At 71.7% G+C, this 17,277-nt stretch carries 14 protein-coding genes; all 14 read right to left on the bottom strand.

The genetic code is table 11. From position 1 onward, the window contains the following. Positions 1–92: 92 nt before the first annotated feature. Entirely contained in the window at positions 93–374 is a 282-nt protein-coding gene (locus AB0J02_RS11215; RefSeq protein WP_016645140.1) for an HU family DNA-binding protein, read from the bottom strand. Positions 375–671: 297 nt separating this feature from the next. Further along, complete coding sequence (locus AB0J02_RS11220) at positions 672–2,105, bottom strand: NAD-dependent malic enzyme (protein WP_363193324.1); 1,434 nt, start codon at positions 2,103–2,105, stop codon at positions 672–674. Positions 2,106–2,488: 383 nt separating this feature from the next. Next, positions 2,489–4,828, bottom strand: a complete 2,340-nt coding sequence (locus AB0J02_RS11225) for a UvrD-helicase domain-containing protein (RefSeq protein WP_363193325.1) — start codon at positions 4,826–4,828, stop codon at positions 2,489–2,491. 139 nt (positions 4,829–4,967) lie between these two features. Beyond that, positions 4,968–5,780, bottom strand: coding sequence for a zf-HC2 domain-containing protein (locus AB0J02_RS11230; protein ID WP_363193326.1), 813 nt, complete (start codon positions 5,778–5,780; stop codon positions 4,968–4,970). After that, entirely contained in the window at positions 5,777–6,352 is a 576-nt protein-coding gene (locus tag AB0J02_RS11235; protein ID WP_363193327.1) for a sigma-70 family RNA polymerase sigma factor, read from the bottom strand. The genes AB0J02_RS11230 and AB0J02_RS11235 overlap by 4 nt, the downstream gene beginning before the upstream one ends. A gap of 115 nt (positions 6,353–6,467) precedes the next feature. Further along, on the bottom strand, positions 6,468–7,070 hold the full coding sequence (locus AB0J02_RS11240; RefSeq protein WP_363193328.1) for a CGNR zinc finger domain-containing protein: 603 nt from the start codon (positions 7,068–7,070) through the stop codon (positions 6,468–6,470). A 53-nt stretch (positions 7,071–7,123) separates the two neighbouring features. Further along, positions 7,124–7,666 carry a GNAT family protein gene (locus tag AB0J02_RS11245; RefSeq protein WP_363193329.1) on the bottom strand — a complete coding sequence of 181 codons (543 nt, stop codon included), beginning with the start codon at positions 7,664–7,666 and terminating at the stop codon, positions 7,124–7,126. Between the two features lie 85 nt (positions 7,667–7,751). Further along, the gene (locus AB0J02_RS11250) at positions 7,752–8,915 is read right to left on the bottom strand and encodes a uroporphyrinogen-III synthase (RefSeq protein WP_363193330.1); all 1,164 of its coding nucleotides are present in this window, start codon (positions 8,913–8,915) and stop codon (positions 7,752–7,754) included. Positions 8,916–9,055: 140 nt separating this feature from the next. Then, positions 9,056–10,417 carry a nitrate/nitrite transporter gene (locus AB0J02_RS11255; protein WP_363193331.1) on the bottom strand — a complete coding sequence of 454 codons (1,362 nt, stop codon included), beginning with the start codon at positions 10,415–10,417 and terminating at the stop codon, positions 9,056–9,058. 159 nt (positions 10,418–10,576) lie between these two features. Continuing rightward, the gene (locus tag AB0J02_RS11260) at positions 10,577–11,491 is read right to left on the bottom strand and encodes a hypothetical protein (protein WP_363193332.1); all 915 of its coding nucleotides are present in this window, start codon (positions 11,489–11,491) and stop codon (positions 10,577–10,579) included. A gap of 130 nt (positions 11,492–11,621) precedes the next feature. Further along, on the bottom strand, positions 11,622–13,070 hold the full coding sequence (locus AB0J02_RS11265; RefSeq protein ID WP_363193333.1) for an acyltransferase family protein: 1,449 nt from the start codon (positions 13,068–13,070) through the stop codon (positions 11,622–11,624). Further along, positions 13,067–15,253, bottom strand: coding sequence for a glycosyltransferase (locus tag AB0J02_RS11270; protein ID WP_363193334.1), 2,187 nt, complete (start codon positions 15,251–15,253; stop codon positions 13,067–13,069). Before AB0J02_RS11270 ends, AB0J02_RS11265 begins: the two co-directional genes overlap by 4 nt. After that, a complete protein-coding gene (locus AB0J02_RS11275; protein WP_363193335.1) occupies positions 15,254–16,048 on the bottom strand; it encodes a hypothetical protein in 795 nt (264 codons plus the stop codon). Between the two features lie 184 nt (positions 16,049–16,232). Next, positions 16,233–17,234, bottom strand: a complete 1,002-nt coding sequence (locus AB0J02_RS11280; protein WP_363193336.1) for a LysR family transcriptional regulator — start codon at positions 17,232–17,234, stop codon at positions 16,233–16,235. Between the last annotated feature and the right edge of the window lie 43 nt (positions 17,235–17,277).

Here is a 17,277-nt window from a genome sequence, read left to right on the forward strand (position 1 = left end):
CTGTCGCCGGTCGGCGCACCGGACACGCCGAAGGGCGGTCACCCGGAACCCGGGTGACCGCCCTTCCGCTGCCTTGAAGCAGGGCTGAATGCTTACTTGCCCTTGGCGGCTTCCTTGAGCTTGGAGCCCGCGGAGACCTTCACGCTGTAACCGGCCGGGATGTTGATCGGCTCGCCGGTCTGCGGGTTACGAGCGGTGCGAGCGGCACGGTGGGTGCGCTCGAAGGTCAGGAAGCCGGGGATCGTGACCTTCTCGTCGCCCTTGGCAACGATCTCGCCGACCGTCTCGGCGAACGCGGCCAGCACGGCGTCGGCGTCCTTGCGGGTCACCTCGGCGCGGTCGGCCAGCGCGGCCACCAGCTCACTGCGGTTCATGTTTGTACTCCCGTGTTCTTCTTGCCGTTGAGGCGTGCCATACGGACCAGCCGCATGTTGGGCAACAGCGAAGCCGATGCTGCCAGGGTCTCGGTCAGGCCCAGGACCCGGGTCCGTTGTCCGGACCCTCGCGCCCGAAGACGCATCCTGCCCCCACCAGCGGCGGTAAAGCCAATCCGGCACCCCTGGGGGTCACACGAAAAGCCTCACCGCCCTGGGACTGGGCGGGTCGGGGGGCCTGCTTCCCGGCCACCCTAGAGGGCCCGACCAGCCCCGCATTCCACGACGCGCCGGGCCTCAAACGGTCGTGGTTCCCGTCACAACGACTCCGGCAGCCTTCGCGGCGGTGCGCACGGCGCCTGCGACGGCACCCGCGACCTTGTCGTTGAAGACGCTCGGAATGATGTAGTTCGGGTTGAGTTCGTCCTCGGTCACGACGTCGGCCAGGGCCGTCGCGGCCGCCAGCATCATCTCCGTGTTGACCGTGCGCGACTGGGCGTCGAGCAGGCCGCGGAAGACGCCGGGGAAGACCAGCACGTTGTTGATCTGGTTGGGGAAGTCGGAGCGGCCCGTGGCCACGACCGCGGCCGTCTCGCGGGCGATCGCCGGGTCGACCTCGGGGTCCGGGTTCGCGAGCGCGAACACGATGGCGCCGTCCGCCATGGCCGAGACGTCGTCGCCGTCGAGCACGTTCGGCGCGGAGACGCCGATGAAGACGTCGGCGCCGACGACCGCTTCCTTCAGCGTGCCGGTCAGGCTCTCGGGGTTGGTGTTGTCGGCGATCCAGCGCAGCGGCGAGTCGGCCTTGGCGTCCACCAGGTCCTCGCGGTCCGCGTGCACGACGCCGTGGATGTCGGCCACGACCGCGTTCTTGACGCCCGCCGCGAGGAGGAGCTTGAGGATGGCGGTGCCGGCCGCGCCCGCACCGGACATCACGACGCGGATGTCGCCGATCGCCTTGTTCGCCACGCGCAGCGCGTTGGTCAGGGCGGCGAGGACCACGATCGCGGTGCCGTGCTGGTCGTCGTGGAAGACGGGGATGTCGAGGGCCTCGCGCAGCCGGGCCTCGATCTCGAAGCAGCGGGGCGCGGAGATGTCCTCCAGGTTGATGCCCGCGAAGCCCGGGGCGATCGCCTTGACGATCTCGACGATGGCGTCGGTGTCCTGGGTGTCCAGGCAGATCGGCCAGGCGTCGATGTCGGCGAAGCGCTTGAAGAGGGCCGCCTTGCCCTCCATGACCGGCATGGCGGCCATCGGGCCGATGTTGCCGAGGCCGAGCACCGCGGAGCCGTCCGTCACGACCGCAACGGTGTTGCGCTTGATCGTGAGGCGGCGGGCGTCCTCGGGGTTCTCGGCGATCGCCATGCAGACGCGGGCCACACCCGGCGTGTAGATCATCGAGAGATCGTCACGGTTGCGGATGGGGTGCTTGGACTGCATCTCGATCTTGCCGCCGAGGTGCATGAGGAACGTACGGTCGGAGACCTTCCCGAGCGTCACGCCCTCGATGCGCCGCAGCTCCGTGACGATCTCGTCCGCGTGGGACGTCGAGCTGGCCGCGATCGTGACGTCGATCCGGAGCTTCTCGTGGCCGGAGGCGGTGACGTCGAGGCCGGTCACCGAGCCGCCGGAGGACTCCACGGCGGTGGTGAGCTGCGAGACAGCCGTACCGCTCGCGGGCACCTCCAACCGGACCGTCATCGAGTAGGAGACGCTGGGCGCCGTTGCCATGGCCGACTTCCTCTGCTTTCACCGTGTACTTGTTGCTGTCCGATGGTCGCACCTACCGCCGAGTACGTGGTAGTCGCATCGGATTGTGAACCTTACGTTCACCGCTCTTTCGGATGCGGTCCACGGGTCACATGGAGCGCATGTTTCGGAAAGTGGTTTCCACCATACGAGAAGTACCGGAAAACGAGAAGAGGCTCACGTCACTGGGTGACGTGAGCCTCTCTACGTTCATGACACCGGCCCGCCATGCTCGCCTCGCGGCAAGTGGTCCCTCTGAGGGACGAAGGTTGGGCCCGGGGGCTTGGATCGAACCGGTGCCGTCATCAACGGTACTGCATTCTCTGGGAACACCCCAGACCCCGAGGCGCCTGCGGGCACAAGGGTCAGTCCCGCAGCAGGTCCGGCACCCCGTTCCCGTCGGGTTCGTCGCGCTCGCCGGAGACCACCGTCAGCTGCTGGGTGGCGCGGGTCAGGGCCACGTACAGGACCCGCAGCCCCGCCGGTGACTCGTCGGCGATCTCGGCCGGGGAGACCACGACCGTGGCGTCGTACTCCAGCCCCTTCGCCTCCAGCGAGCCGAGCGCCACCACGCGCTCGCCGAGCCCGGCGAGCCAACGCGCCGCCTCCGCGCGACGGTTCATCGCCACGACGACGCCGACCGTGCCGTCGACCTGGTCGAGCAGGCGCGCGGCCTCCTCCCGCACGGTGCCGCTCAGCCGGTCCCGTACGGCACTGAACCGCGGCCGGACGCCGGTGGAGCGGACCGCGGACGGGGACTCGGAGCCGGGCATCGCGAGCGCCAGGACCTTGGCGGCCAGCTCCGCGATCTCGGACGGGTTGCGGTAGTTGACGGTGAGCGTGAAGCGGCGGCGCGGGCGCGAGCCCAGCGCCTCGTCACGGGCGGCCGCCGCCTCGTCCGGGTCGGACCAGGACGACTGGGCCGGGTCGCCGACCACCGTCCACGTGGCGTGCCGGCCGCGGCGGCCGACCATGCGCCACTGCATCGGCGTGAGGTCCTGCGCCTCGTCGACGATGACGTGCGCGTACTCGGTGCGCTCCTGCGCGAGCCGCTCCGCGCGCTCGCGCTGGGTCTCCTCGCGCTGCGGCATCAGCTCCTCAAGGCCGGTGAGCTGGTCGAGCGGGTCGTACTCGCGCCTCTTCCGCGGGCGCGCCGGGGTGCCGAGGACGGCGGTCAGCTCGTCGAGGAGCGCGACGTCGTGCACCGAGAGGGCCTCGCGCCGCAGGGACCGGGCGACCTTGCGGATCTCGCCCGGGTTCAGGATGCGGCGCGCCCAGCGGCCCAGGCGCCGCTCCTCGGACATCGCGGACAGGACGGCGCGGGGCGTCAGCTCCGGCCACCAGGCGTCCAGGAAGCGCAGGAAGTCGTCCTCGCCCGTGATGTCCTCGTCGAAGGAGGAGCGCAGCTCGGCCGCGAGCTCCGGGTCGCTGTGCCGGCTCCCCGCGCCGGACCGCTCCCACAGGGCGTCGAGCAGCAGCTTGCGGGCGCGCGGGCGCAGATGGTTGACGGGCGCCGTGCCGCCGAGGGCGGCCTGGCGGATCCGGTTCAGCTGGTCGGCCTCCAGCTCCAGGCGGCGGCCGAAGGCGACGACCCGCAGGCGCGTGGGCGTACCGGTGGCAGCCGGGGCCGCTTCCTCCTCGTCCTCACCGAAGGCGAGCTGCCCGCCCGGGGTCGGGGCGGGGCGGCCCGACTCCAGGGCTCCGCGCGCCGCCTTGCGCAGCACCCTCAGCATCCGCGAGGAACCCTTGACGCGGGCCACCGCCGGGCTGTCGTACTCGGTGGCCTCCGCGCCGTCGACCAGGGAGCCGACCGCACGGATCGCGACCTGGCCCTCCTCGCCGAGCGAGGGCAGCACGCCCTCGGTGTACGCCACCAGCAGGGGCGTGGGCGAGACGATCAGGATGCCGCCCGCGTACCGGCGGCGGTCCTGGTAGAGGAGGTAGGCGGCGCGGTGCAGGGCCACCGCCGTCTTGCCCGTTCCCGGACCGCCCTCGACGTAGGTGACAGAGGCGGCGGGCGCCCGGATCACCAGGTCCTGTTCGGCCTGGATGGAGGCCACGATGTCGCGCATCGAGTGGCTGCGGGCCTGGCCGAGCGCGGCCATCAGGGCGCCGTCGCCGACGGCCGGGAGCCGCTCGCCGTCCAGGTACGCGGTCAGCTCCGGGCGCATCAGGTCGTCCTCGACCCCGAGCACCCTGCGGCCCTTGGAGCGGATGACCCGGCGGCGCACGACGCGGCCCGGGTCGACCGGCGTGGAACGGTAGAACGGCGCCGCGGCCGGCGCGCGCCAGTCGATGACCAGCGGCGAGTAGTCCGCGTCCAGGACGCCGATGCGGCCGATGTGCAGGGTCTCGGCGATGTCGGCCGTGTTGTCGGCGCGGACCGCGCCCTCGGCCGGTTCGACGGCCGTGTAGGCCCCGTCCGGGCCCTTCTTGCCGTCCCTGCCCTGGAGCAGGTCGATACGGCCGAAGAGGAAGTCCTCGAACTCGTTGTTGAGGCGGCTGAGGTGCACGCCCGCGCGGAAGACCTGCGCGTCGCGCTCCGCGAGCGCGCCGGGCGTGCCGACCTGCCCGCGCTTGGCGGCGTCGTCCATCAGGAACTCCGCCTCGTGGATCTTCTCTTCCAGACGGTGGTAGACGGCGTCGAGATGTTCCTGTTCGACACCGATCTCGCGGTCACGAACGGAGTCCGTATCCGAGTCCACCGCCGGATCCTGGTCCACCGCTGGATCCTGCTGAGCCTGAGCGGCCACCGGGCCCCCTTCTGACGTGCTGGGCAGCCGTCAAAGGTACGCGAAAGGGGGCCCGGGAGGCTACGTCCGCGGCGGTCGGCTCACCGGGCGGTCACGCGTTCACCTCCACGAGCCGCTTCCCGTCGAGCGTCTCGACCTCGAACCGGGCGATCTGATTCCGGTCGAAGGCCGCGCCTCCGTGCACGTACAGCGGGTATTTCGCGCTCTCGTGCGGGCTGGAGGCGATCCCGTAGCCCCACTTCGGGACGGCCCAGGTGGTGACCGTCTCGCGCTCGCCGTTCTTGGCGACGGCGACGAGTGAGCACTTCAGCGGGCCCTTGACGTTCTTCAGCTGCAGGACGGTGTGGGTCCCCCAGGCCTTCTTCTCCATGCCGATCGTCGCGCTGACCTTCGTCGTCGCGTCGGTGGCCTGCACCTTCTCGTCCATGTGGTGGAAGAAGGCGTCCTCGGCGGGGCTCGTGGGATGCGGCTCCGCGACGCTCCCTGTGGTGCCGCCGCCGTCGGTGACCGCCATGACCGTCAGCGGGCCGCCGATGATCAGCGCCGCGGCGGCCGCCACCAGATAGAGGCCCCGGCGCCGCTTCTTCGCGCGCCTGCGGGCGACCTCGCCGAGCAGGGAGTCCGCGAGGCGGGAGCTGGGCGCGGCCGCCAGGGACTCCCCCACCTGCCGCACGGCGGGCGCGTCCCGGCGGGCCGGCAGATCGGCGAGGGCCGCGAGCATCGGCTCCATCCCGGCGAACTCCTCCAGCTGTGCCGCGCACCGCTCGCACGTCGCCAAGTGGGCCTCGAACGCGCTCGATTCGGCGTCGTCGAGGATGCCGAGCGCGTAGGCGCCGACCGCCTCGTGCACGTCGCCCGCCGGCTCGTGACCGGACGGACCGTACGATCCGTACGCCGATGTCATGCCGTCACCCCCCGCTCCTCCAGCGCCAGCTTCATGGAACGCAGGGCGTAGAACACGCGGGAGCGCACCGTGCCGCTGGGGATGCCGAGCGTCTCGGCCGCCTCATTGACGGTACGCCCCTTGAAGTACGTCTCCACGAGCACTTCCCGGTGGGCGGGGGTCAGGTCCTCCAGGGCATCGGAGAGGGTCATCAGCCAGAGCGCCTTGTCGATCTCGTCCTCCGCGGGGATGACCTCCAGCGGCGACGCGTCGACCTCCTGTGGCCGGGCCTGCCGGCTGCGGTGGCCGTCGATGACGATCCGTCGGGCGACCGTCACCAGCCAGGGGCGTACCGAGCCGGTCGCACGGTTGAGCTGACCGGCGTTCTTCCAGGCGCGGATGAGCGTCTCCTGCACGACATCCTCAGCGCGCTGCCGGTCCCCCGCCACGAGGCGGAGCACGTAGGCGAGCAGCGGCCGCGCGTGCTCGGCGTAGAGCGCGCGCATGAGCTCCTCGTCCGGCTCGGGGGGCCGGGACGCGCGATGTCGAGCCCGGGAAGGGCGTTCATCGGCCACGGCGGAATCCTTGCGCACGCCTACCTCCGGTGTCCCCGGTTCGACGATCCGGCCGTCTCGTTTCGGCTGGGCTCACGGGTGGGATACGTACGCGAACACACGGATGTTCAAAGGGAGTTCGGGCAATCGCGGGTCAGGCGCGAGCCAGGGCCGCCGCCCGGCGCCGGTGCCGGGCCACTCGTTCGCGGTTGCCGCACACCTCGCTGGAGCACCAGCGGCGTCTGCGGCCCCGGGACGTGTCGAGGTAGATGATCGGGCAGTTGTCGCCCTCGCACTGGCGCAGACAGCCCCGTACGGCGGGATCGGTGAGCAGGTCGACGACGTCCCTGGCGACGGCCGCGAGCAGGGCCGGGCAGCCCGGCTCGGCGTGCAGGGACCGGACGAGGGAGCCGTCGGCGGCGCGGACGGCGCGCGGGGCGGGCGGGGCGGCGCGTGCGAGCAGGTTGACGCGCTCAAGGGCGGCGGGCGCCGGGCGCCCGGCCAGTTCGCCGCGCACCAACTGGCCGATATGGCCCCGCAGTTCGAGGAAGGACGCGAGCCAGGCCGAGGTGCACGCGGGCCGCGCCGCGGGATCGGGGACGAGTCCGGCGCCGACGAGCCAGGCGCGCAGCCGGTCGGTGGAGGTGAGGCGTTCCTCGGGGTGTGCGGTGGCGACCAGATCCAGGCAGAGGCGTCCGGAGTCGAACCGCAACTCACAGGGAGGGGGGAGGGAGGGCTCTGTGGGTACTGCTGCCATGTCCTCTACAGTGCCCGCCGCGACGCCCCGCCGGAACCCCCGGTAACGCGGGGCTACTTGGGGATGTGCGCGGGCGGCCCGTCGTGCAGCAGCCGCTGGAAGAGGACGTGCTCGCGCCATTGCCCGTCGATGTGCAGGTAGTCGGGGGCCGTCCCGTACTCGACGAAGCCGCACTTGATGAGCACCCGCTGCGACGCCTTGTTGTCCGTGCGGGTGCCCGCCTCGACGCGGTGCAGGCCCAATTCGTCGCGGGCGGCACGGCAGAGCTCCTCGACGGCGGCGGAGATCAGGCCGCGGCCGCCGTACTCGGCCTCTATCCAGTAGCCGAGGCCGGCGCTGCACAGCGGGCCGAGCACGATGCCCTGGAGCGCGGCGCGGCCGACGACGCGGCCCCCGGCCGCCCTGTCGAACAGCAGCCACATCGCGCCGCCCGGCTCGGCGATCCGGGCGGCCTGGGCCCGCGCCGTGTAGTAGTCCTCGCTGCGGTACGGCTCCCAGGGGCGCAGGTACTCCCGGTTGCGCACCGTGGCGTCGGCGAGAGCCTGGGCGTCGGCCGGGACGGCGGGGCGCAGTTCGATGTCGTCGGCGATCAGCATGCCCGCACGGTACGCGCGGGCGTGCACGCCTGCGTATGGGGGGATGAGCGCCTCTACCGCGAGGGACGTACCTCCCCCAGGTCCCTCACTCGTCCGCGTATTTGGCGTCCGACATCGGGTCGAGCGCCAGCCGGTACCCCCGCTTGACCACCGTCTGGATCAGTTTCGGCGCGCCGAGCGCCGATCTGAGCCGCGTCATCGCCGTCTCCACCGCGTGCTCGTCGCGGCCCGCGCCGGGCAGCGCGCGCAGCAGTTCCGCGCGGGCCACCACCCAGCCGGGCCGACGTGACAGCGAGCGCAGCAGCGACATCCCGGCCGGTGGCACCGGCCGCAGCTCGCCGTCGACCACGACGGCGTGGCCGCGGATCTCCATGCGGTGTCCCGCCACCGGCAACGTCCGTGCGCGCGCCGGGAGTTCGCGGCAGAGCAGCTGGACCAGCGGGCCGAGCCGGAAGCGCTCCGGCTGCACCGTGTCCACGCCGTGCGCCTGCAGCGGCAGCGCCGTCACCGGGCCCACGCACGCGGGGACCACGTCGTGGTGCAGCGCGGCGATGAGGTCGGGCAGCAGTCCGCGCGCCTCGGCCCGGTTCAGCAGTGACGCCGCCGCCGGCGCCGAGGTGAACGTCAGCGCGTCCACGCCCCGCGCCACGGTCGCGTCGAGCAGCCGGTCCACGGGTCCGATGTCCTCCGGCGGCATCCAGCGGTACACCGGCACGCCCACCACCTCGCCGCCCGCCTCGCGCAGCGCCTCGACGAAACCGGGCAGGGGTTCGCCGTGCAGCTGGACCGCCACCCGCCGGCCCTGGACGCCCTCGGCGAGGAGCCGCTCCAGCACCTCCGCCATCGACTCCGACGACGGCGACCACTCCTCGGTCAGCCCCGCCGCGCGGATCGCGCCCTTCACCTTGGGACCGCGGGCGAGGAGTTCCACCCCGCGCAGCCGGGTGATCAGCGCCTCCCCCAGGCCCCAGCCGTCGGCGGCCTCGACCCAGCCGCGGAAGCCGATGGCGGTCGTCGCCACCACCACGTCGGGGCCGTGGTCGATCAGTTCCTTGGTCGCGGAGAGGAGTTCGCTGTCGTCGGCGAGCGGCACGATGCGCAGCGCGGGCGCGTGCAGCACCGTGGCACCGCGGCGCTGGAGCAGCGCGCCCAGTTCGTCGGCCCGGCGCGCCGCGGTCACCCCCACGGTGAAGCCCGCGAGCGGGCCGTGCGGCTGCGCGGTCCCGGAAGCCTGCTGTTCGTCGTACATGCTGGTTCTCGTCCCGCTCGACGGTCGTCCCGTGCACTGCTGTGCTGTCGCGTCCGCTGTCCTGCCGTGGTCCGAGCCTGTCAACCCACCGTGACGGGCCCGGATCGGCATGATTGCGTGCGTGTTACGCCCCCTGATCCTTACACCTCGGCGTAGCTGAGCTGCGGCTCGGCCCCGGCGGTAGGGGCGGGGGCGGACCGCGCGGCCGAGCGGCGAAGGTATACGGCCCAGGTCACGGCGAAGCACACCGCGTAGAAGACGAGGAAGGAGACGAAGGCCCCGGTGCCGGTGCCCGCCGTCTGGAAGGACTGGCGGAACGCGAGGTTGATGCCGAGCCCGCCGAGCGCCCCGACCGCGCCGATCAGCCCCATGGAGGCGCCCGAGAGGCGTCGCCCGTACGCGGCCGCCTCCTCGCCCGTGAGGCCCATGCCCAGCGCCTTGGCCTGGAAGATGCCCGGGATCATCTTGTACGTGGACCCGTTGCCGAGGCCGCTCAGTACGAACACGACGATGAACGCGGTCGTGAACAGGGCCAGGGACTTCTCGACGGACGCCAGCGTCACCACGGCCGTCGCCGCGGCCATCGCCACGAAGTTCCACAGCGTGATGCGGGCCCCGCCGAACCGGTCCGCGAGCCGGCCGCCGACCGGCCTGATGAGCGAGCCGAGCAGCGGTCCGATGAAGGTGACGCCGGCCGCCTGCAGCGGCGTACGGCCGAACTGGGTCTGCAGGACGAGCCCGAACGCGAACGAGTAGCCGATGAACGAGCCGAACGTGCCGACGTAGAGGAACGCCATGATCCACGTGTGGGCGTCCCTGACCGCTTCGCGCGCGGCGCCGGTGTCGTTCTTCACCGTCGCCAGGTTGTCCATGAAGAGGGCCGCGCAGAGCGCCGAGACGAAGACCAGCGGGATGTAGATGCCCAGCAGGACGCGCGGGCCGCCGCTCAGGCCGATGACGGCGAGTGCGACGAGCTGGATGACGGGGACGCCGATGTTGCCGCCGCCCGCGTTCAGGCCGAGCGCCCAGCCCTTCTTGCGCATCGGGAAGAAGGAGTTGATGTTCGTCATGGAGGAGGCGAAGTTGCCGCCGCCGACACCGGTGAGCGCCGCGCACACCATGAAGGTGCTGTACGAGGTTCCCGGTTCCATCACGGCGAACGCGGCGATCGTCGGCACCAGCAGCATGCCCGCCGCGACGATCGTCCAGTTCCGGCCGCCGAAGAGGGCGACCGCGAACGTGTAGGGCACGCGCGCGAAGGCGCCGACGAGGGTGGCCATCGAGACGAGGAAGAACTTCCCCGCCGGGTCGATGCCGTACTCGGGCCCCATGAACAGGACCATGACCGACCACAGGGTCCAGACGGAGAACCCGATGTGTTCGGAGAGGATGGAGAAGGCGAGGTTGCGCCGGGCGACCTTCGCGCCCGTCTCCTCCCAGAACGTCGCGTCCTCGGGGTCCCACCGCTCGACCCACTTGTGGGTCCGGCTCCGGCCTGTCATCTGAACGCCTCCAGGGTCGCGGTTCCTGCCTGCCGCGACCGACGGTAGGGAGGCCGGATTTCCGGGCTGTGGCGTGCGATGACCGGTGGGGAACGTTGCTCTCACCCGGGGCGGCGGCGAGCGGTGAGGCCCGGCGCCCGGGTTGCCGGTCCCGTCGGATCAGGTGGAGCCCTCGCCGGACCAGGGCAGCTTCACCGAACCGCCCTTGTCCCAGGTGAGGGTGACGACGTCGGAGGCCTGTGTGAGGTTCGCGGCGAACACCTCGTCGCCGGTGTCCTGGCCCACGCAGGACACGGCGATCCGGAAGCCCGTTCCGTTCCGCGTCTGGCCGATGCCGCTGCAGATGCCCTTACCGGCCGAGTCGATGTAGGAGACGCTGTACTTGCCCTTGGCGCTGCCCGAGGCGATCTTGGCGCCGACGGTGAGGGTCTGCGCCTTCTCGTTCTGCCACTGCCCCTGGTAGCCGGTGGAACCCGCCGGGCGCTCGGCCGGCTCGTCGTCGGCGTACGGGTCGTCGGTCGGCTCGTCGCTGTACGGGTCGTCGGACGCGGACGCGTCCACGCTCGGCTCGGCCGTCTCGCTCGGGGGCTGGCTCACGCTGCCCGTCGCGACGATGCTGCTCTGCTCGGCGACCGGCTTGTCGTTGCCGTTGTCCCCGCTGGTGGCCAGCAGGATGCCGCCGCCGGCGAGCGCGGCGACGACCACGACCGCGACGGCGATCAGCACGGCCCGCTTCTTGCCGCCCCCGCCGGGACCCTGCCCCGGCTGGGGCGGGAACGGGCCATGCGGCGGCGGGAATTGGCCGTACGGCGACTGCTGCTGCGGCTGCCCGTAGCCGGGTTGCGGCGACTGGCCGTAGCCGGGTTGCGGCGACTGGCCGTACCCCGGCTGCTGTCCGTAGCCCGGCTGTGGTGCGGTGGGCTCGCTCGCGTACGGGTTGTCGGCGCCGTACGGGCCCGGGGACCGCGGCGGAGCGCCATAGGGGCCCGGCGCCCCGTAGGGACCGGCGGGCGGCTGCTGCGGAGGCGGGCCGCCGTAGCCGTACCCCTGACCGTCCTGCGGCGGCTGCGTCATGGTCGTCCCCGTCCCCGTGGTCCCCGTGGTTCCTCGTACGCACCATGCGGCCCACGCCGCACAGTTCGCACAAGTCAACCCGGAGGGGGCCTCCGGGCACAACCCCCACCGGCGCCCGGGGCCCCGCGCCTCAGTGGCGCTTGCGCTTCTTCTTTCCGCCGTCCGGCCACAGCCGGGGCGAGCGCTTGGCGGCGAGGTCCTCGATCCAGCCCACACCCACGATCGCGACCGCTATCAACGGCCACACGAGGACGAACGTCCAGAACATGTACGTCGTGTCGAGGGCGGAGCTCAGCCGGTCGTTCATGAACGGGAGCGAATAGAGCAGGTCGATCAGCGGGAACGTCGCCATGATCAGGAAGTTGTGCCAGAGGTAGATCGTGACGGCCCGGTTGTTGGCCAGCGTGATCGGCTTGTCCCAGCGGGCGAGGCGCCCCGGCAGCTGCTGCCAGGAAGGCGAGTACTGGAGCAGGATGACGACGAACCCGAGGGACCACGCGGCCTGGGCCAGCGGGATCTCGTTCAGGTCCCAGCCCTCCTCGGTCAGGTGCCCCGAGGCCCACCACAGGCCGAAGGCCATGACGAGCGCGGCACCGGAGACCGCCAGATACCGCGGCACCTTCGCGAGGACGCCGTCGTGGTGGGCGAAGCCCAGCACCCAGCAACTGCCGTAGACGGCGAAGTCGGTGACCGTGTCACCGGTCCGGCCGGGGATGGTGACCAGGCCCGTGCCCACGACGGCGGTGAGGGCCAGCGGCGCAAGCAGCGTCGCCCACGGCACCTTGCGGAACGCCCACAGGAGCAGCGGCGAGGCGATGACGAACCAGAGGTAGGCGCGCAGGTACCAGAGGGGGCCGATGCCCTGCTCGGCCCAGCTGCTCTCCAGGAAGCCCGGCGGGTGCGCCACCTCGAAGGGGTAGGCCGGCCCGCTGATCGGGATGATGTAGTCGACGATGCCGAGCCAGCCCCACAGGCCCCCGCTGTCCGGGTCCTTGCCGGGGTTCCAGCCGCCGATGTACAGCAGGGACAGGGCGACCGCGCTGAACGCCCACAGGGGCGGCAGCAGCCGCCGGATGCGCCCGCGGATCACGCCGAGCGCGGGGCGGCCCAGCGAGCGCGCCATCAGCGAACCGGCGAGCGCGAACATCACGCCCATGGACGGGAACAGCACGCTCAGCCACGCCCACCCGAAGAGGTGGTAGACGACGACGCGGACGAGCGCGATGGAACGCAGCAGGTCGAGATAGCGGTCCCGGCCCGGCTTCTTGGGCGTGGCCGGGGCCGGGTCCGGGACCGGAGCCTTTTCCGTCGTCACCTTCGTCGGCGCGTACGGAAGAGGGTGTGCGGGATGGGCCTGCGGGGGCACCTCGGCGAGCCGGGCGGCCGGCGCGGGTTGCTGCCAGGCCGGTGCCGGCTCGGGCTGTGGCCAGGACGACGTGCGGGGCCCGCCCGCCGCCGCCGACGGCCAGTCCGACCCGGCGTCGGCGGTGCCCGCCGGATCACCGGGTCCGTCGAACCAACCGCCGTGGTCCGCCTGCCCCTTGGCTTCGGAGCCGTCCTCGTGGAAGGGATGCGTCATGCCACCGGCCTCCTGTCGTCACTGGAGACCGAGGCGGAGCGCTGACTCGGCATGCCGCTCAGCCCGGCGCCCAGCGCGCCCGTGCGGCGCAGCTTCTGCCAGCGCAGCCGGCCGCCGGTGAGGGCGGTGATCCAGGACTGGAGCAGCACGACGTACATCAGCTGCCGGTAGAGAAGTTGCTGGAGCGGGAGCGAGATGAGGTGCGTCATGCGTTCCTTGTCCAGCCGGAAGGCGTACGCCGCGCAGACCGCCTGGACGGCGAGCACGCCGAGCCAGGCAACGACCGTCTTCTCGGTGGGGCCGAACACCACCCCGTACAGCAGGAAGACGTCGATCAGCGGGGCCAGGAGCGGTGCCAGCACCATGAACAGGGAGACCAGGGGCAGACCGACACGGCCGAAGCGGCCGGACGGGCCGCGCTCGATCAGGGCGCGGCGGTGCTTCCAGATGGCCTGCATGGTGCCGTACGACCAGCGGTAGCGCTGCGACCACAGCTGCTGCACGGACTCGGGGGCCTCGGTCCAGGCGCGCGCCTTCTCGGCGTAGACCACGTGCCAGCCGTCGCGGTGCAGCGCCATGGTGACGTCGGTGTCCTCGGCGAGCGTGTCGTCGCTCATGCCGCCGATGGGCTCCAGTGCCGACCGGCGGAAAGCACCTACGGCCCCCGGGATCGTCGGCATGCAGCGCAGCAGGTCGTACATGCGGCGGTCGAGGTTGAAGCCCATCACGTACTCGATGTGCTGCCAGGCGCCGATCAGCGAGTCCCGGTTGCCCACCTTCGCGTTGCCCGCGACGGCGCCCACGCGCGGGTCGCCGAACGGCTGGACCAGTTCGCGCACGGTGGCCGGTTCGAAGATGGTGTCGCCGTCCATCATCACGACGAGGTCGTACCGGGCGTTCGCCAGGCCTCTGTTGAGGGCGGCGGGCTTGCCCGCGTTGTGCTGGCGCACGACCCGGACGCCCGGCAGCCGCAGGTCCTCCACCATGCGGGCGGTGCCGTCGGTGGAGCCGTCGTCGATGACGATGACCTCGACGGGGTGCTCGCTCGCCATCAGGGAACGGACGGTGTTCTCGATGCACTTGGCCTCGTTGTACGCCGGTACGAGCACCGAGACCGGTTCCGTGACGGGCGGGCCCCAGGCGAAGCCGCGTTTGCGTACGCGCCGGGCGTGCAGCGCGGACAGCAGCAGCATGAGGCCGAAGCGGCCCATGACGAGGACGCCGATGACGGCGAGCCCGACGACCAGGACCCCCGTGATGTTCTCCGAGGCCTGGACGGCGTAGATCCACGCCCGGCCCTTCCACAGCTCGACGCCGGTCACGGGCGTGTGCGCGCTGGCGATGTCGAGGGCTTCGGAGAGGTTCTGGAACTTGTACCCCTCGTCCTGCAGTTGCGGCAGGAAACGGTCGAGCGCGGCGACGGTCTGCGCGCGGTTGCCACCGGAGTCGTGCATCAGGACGATGGCGCCCTTGCCGCCGTGCGGCGTGGCACGGCGGATGATCTCGGAGACGCCGGGGCGCTTCCAGTCCTCGCTGTCGGTGTTGTTGACGACGGTGATGTAGCCGCGCGAGCCGATGTACTTGGTCACCGGCCACGACTTGTCGTCCATCGCGTCCGCGAACGAGGAGTACGGCGGACGGAACAGGGAGGTGCGCACGCCCGCCGCGCCTTCGAGCGCCAGCTGGCTCTGCGACAGCTCCCAGTCGATGCGGTCCTTCGACTGGTACGAGAGGTCGGGGTGGTTGAAGGTGTGCAGGCCCACCTCGTGGCCCTCCGCGACCATGCGGTCCACCAGCCCCGGGTAGCGCGAGGCCATGGTGCCGGTGACGAAGAAGACGGCGTGCGCGTGGTGCTTCTTCAGGACGTCGAGGACCTTGGGAGTCCACTCCGGGTCGGGTCCGTCGTCGAAGGTGAGGACCAGCTTGTGCCGGTCGATGGAGCGGCTGTTCTCCTGGCCGCCGCGGGTGTCGATGACGGGTCCGCCGTCGAGGATCTTCTCGGGGACGCGGTCGGTGGCCGCCTCGGGCTGGATGCGGTGGTCGGCGAGGATCTCGCTGTGCACGTAGCCGCGCAGCATGAGCATCGCGATCATCGCCACGAGGAGCAGCGACGGCAGGAGGTAGCGCAGCGGAAGCCTGCGCTTACGGGCACGGGCCCGCCGGGGACGTGAGCGGTCTGACATCTACAGGACGCTGCTTTCCGGGGAAGCGACGGACGATGCCGACGGGGAGCCGCCGGGCAGTTGCTCGACGGGCGCGCTCGACGTGGCGCCGCCGGCGACGTTGCCGGTGCCGTCGCCGTTGCCGGTCTCGCCCGCGGGCTCGGAGGCCGGACCGGACGGGTCGGCCGGCGGCGTGGACGGATCCGCCGGTGGCGTGGACGGGGCCGCGGGCGGTGTCGTGTTCTCCCCCGGTTTGGTCGGGACGGCGGGCGGTGTCGTCCTGCCGTCGGCGGGCTTGCCGGACGCGGTGCCGCCGGTGCCCTTGCCCGGCTTGGCGTCGCCGGTGCTGGTGCCCGGGGCCGGGGCACCGCTCGCGCCCGGGGTGGCGCCGGTGCCGGGCACGGTGCCAGAGGCGCTCGGGCCGGGGACGACACCCGGTGACGTGGACGGTGTCGCGGAGTCGGCGGGGACGACCGGCTTGGTGTCGACCTTCTCCGTGGGCCCCTCCGGCATGGGCAGCCAGGGCGCGCTCGAGTTCCCCGACAGCAGGGTGATCACGATGACGACGGCGTACACCGCGCAGGCGATGCCCACGAGCACGCCGACCCGTCGGAACGTACGGCTGCGCCGTCCCGAGTCGTCGACGAAGACGGGTACTTCCTTGCCGTCGCCCGGCGGCCTGGCGGGCTCTCCCGGTATCCCCGCTTGCCTCGGGTTCCCCGGCTTTCTTCCCGCGTCGAGAAGACCGCCCAACTGACGGCCTGCGCCGTCGAGTTGGACCGTCACTTCGTTCGGGTCATGAGTCTGTCCAGGCAAGGCGTTTTCTCGCCAGTTTTCCACCGTACGCACATCCCCCCAAGGAATGTTCACATGGGTGCGCGCACGACTCGCCGGGCATTCGTCGGCCGGACCGGGCCCCCACCCGATCCGAGCGCCCCCCTTATCACACTGCACCCGGACCACGAATGTAGCGCACCGGAGTGACGGTCGTGTCCGCCCATCAAACGTGACTCATCATAATGAGTGCATCTGTGGCCGGTATCCACCCATTCTCGGGGCGGCGGAGCCACCCGTTCTCCTCGGCGAGACCTGAGGCGGCAGCCCTCAATGCCTGAATTCCTGGATGTTTGCGCCCCTTTCGCCACACCAACGACACCGGTGACAGCGGGACGGGGTCGACGATCGGCCGGAGCACCGAACCCGGCATGGCCGGAAAGTCGACGCCCGTGAGGACCGGATTCCGATACTTTGCCATGATCCGCCGGAACTCCTCCTCGCCGACGGCGAGCGGCGCCGGCGGCGCGATCCCGATGCCGCGCCCGGCGAACAACCGCCGGGCCAGATCGGTCCATTCGGGCGTCCGGGGGTTGCCTGCACCGGCGTAGATCGTCTCCCCCGCGAGCCGGTCGAGGGGCACGGCGTCGAGGCCGGCCAGCGGATGGTCCACGGGGAGTACGACCGCCATCGGCTCGTAGCGCATGGGCTGTTGGGCGAGGCGCTCGCGCACGGCCGGGTCGAGTCCGGCGAACCGGCCGAAGGAGACGTCGATCCGTCCGGCGAGGAGTTCGGCGGCGGCGCCGGTCAGGCCGCTCTCGTAGCGGGCCATCAGCTCGCAGTCGGGGGCGAGTTCGCGGGCCCGCGCGAGGACGCGTTCGTTCACGAGGCCGGGGCTGTTGACGTCGACGAGCAGCGGCCGGGCCTCGGGCGCGGGCCGGGTGAAGGCGGCGAGCAGCTCGTCCTGCGCCTCGATCGCGCGCCGCGCGTACGGCAGCAGCCGCGCGCCGTCCGCGGTCAGCGTGACCTGCCGGGTGGTCCGGCCGAACAGTTCGGCGCCCAGCTCGCGTTCCAGGCGGCGGATGTCCCGGCTGAGCGCCTGCTGCGCGACGTAGAGACGGGCGGCCGCGCGCGTGAAGTGCAGTTCGTCGGCGACGGCGAGGAAGGCGCGCAGCAGACGCGGCTCGACGCTGCGGAGGCCGCGAGGGCCGGATGAGGAGGTCGCCATCGGGGGAACTTACAACACCGGTGCGTGAATCGGCACCGAGTAG

It is taken from the genome of Streptomyces sp. NPDC050264, assembly GCF_040655895.1.
Lineage (GTDB): Bacteria > Actinomycetota > Actinomycetes > Streptomycetales > Streptomycetaceae > Streptomyces.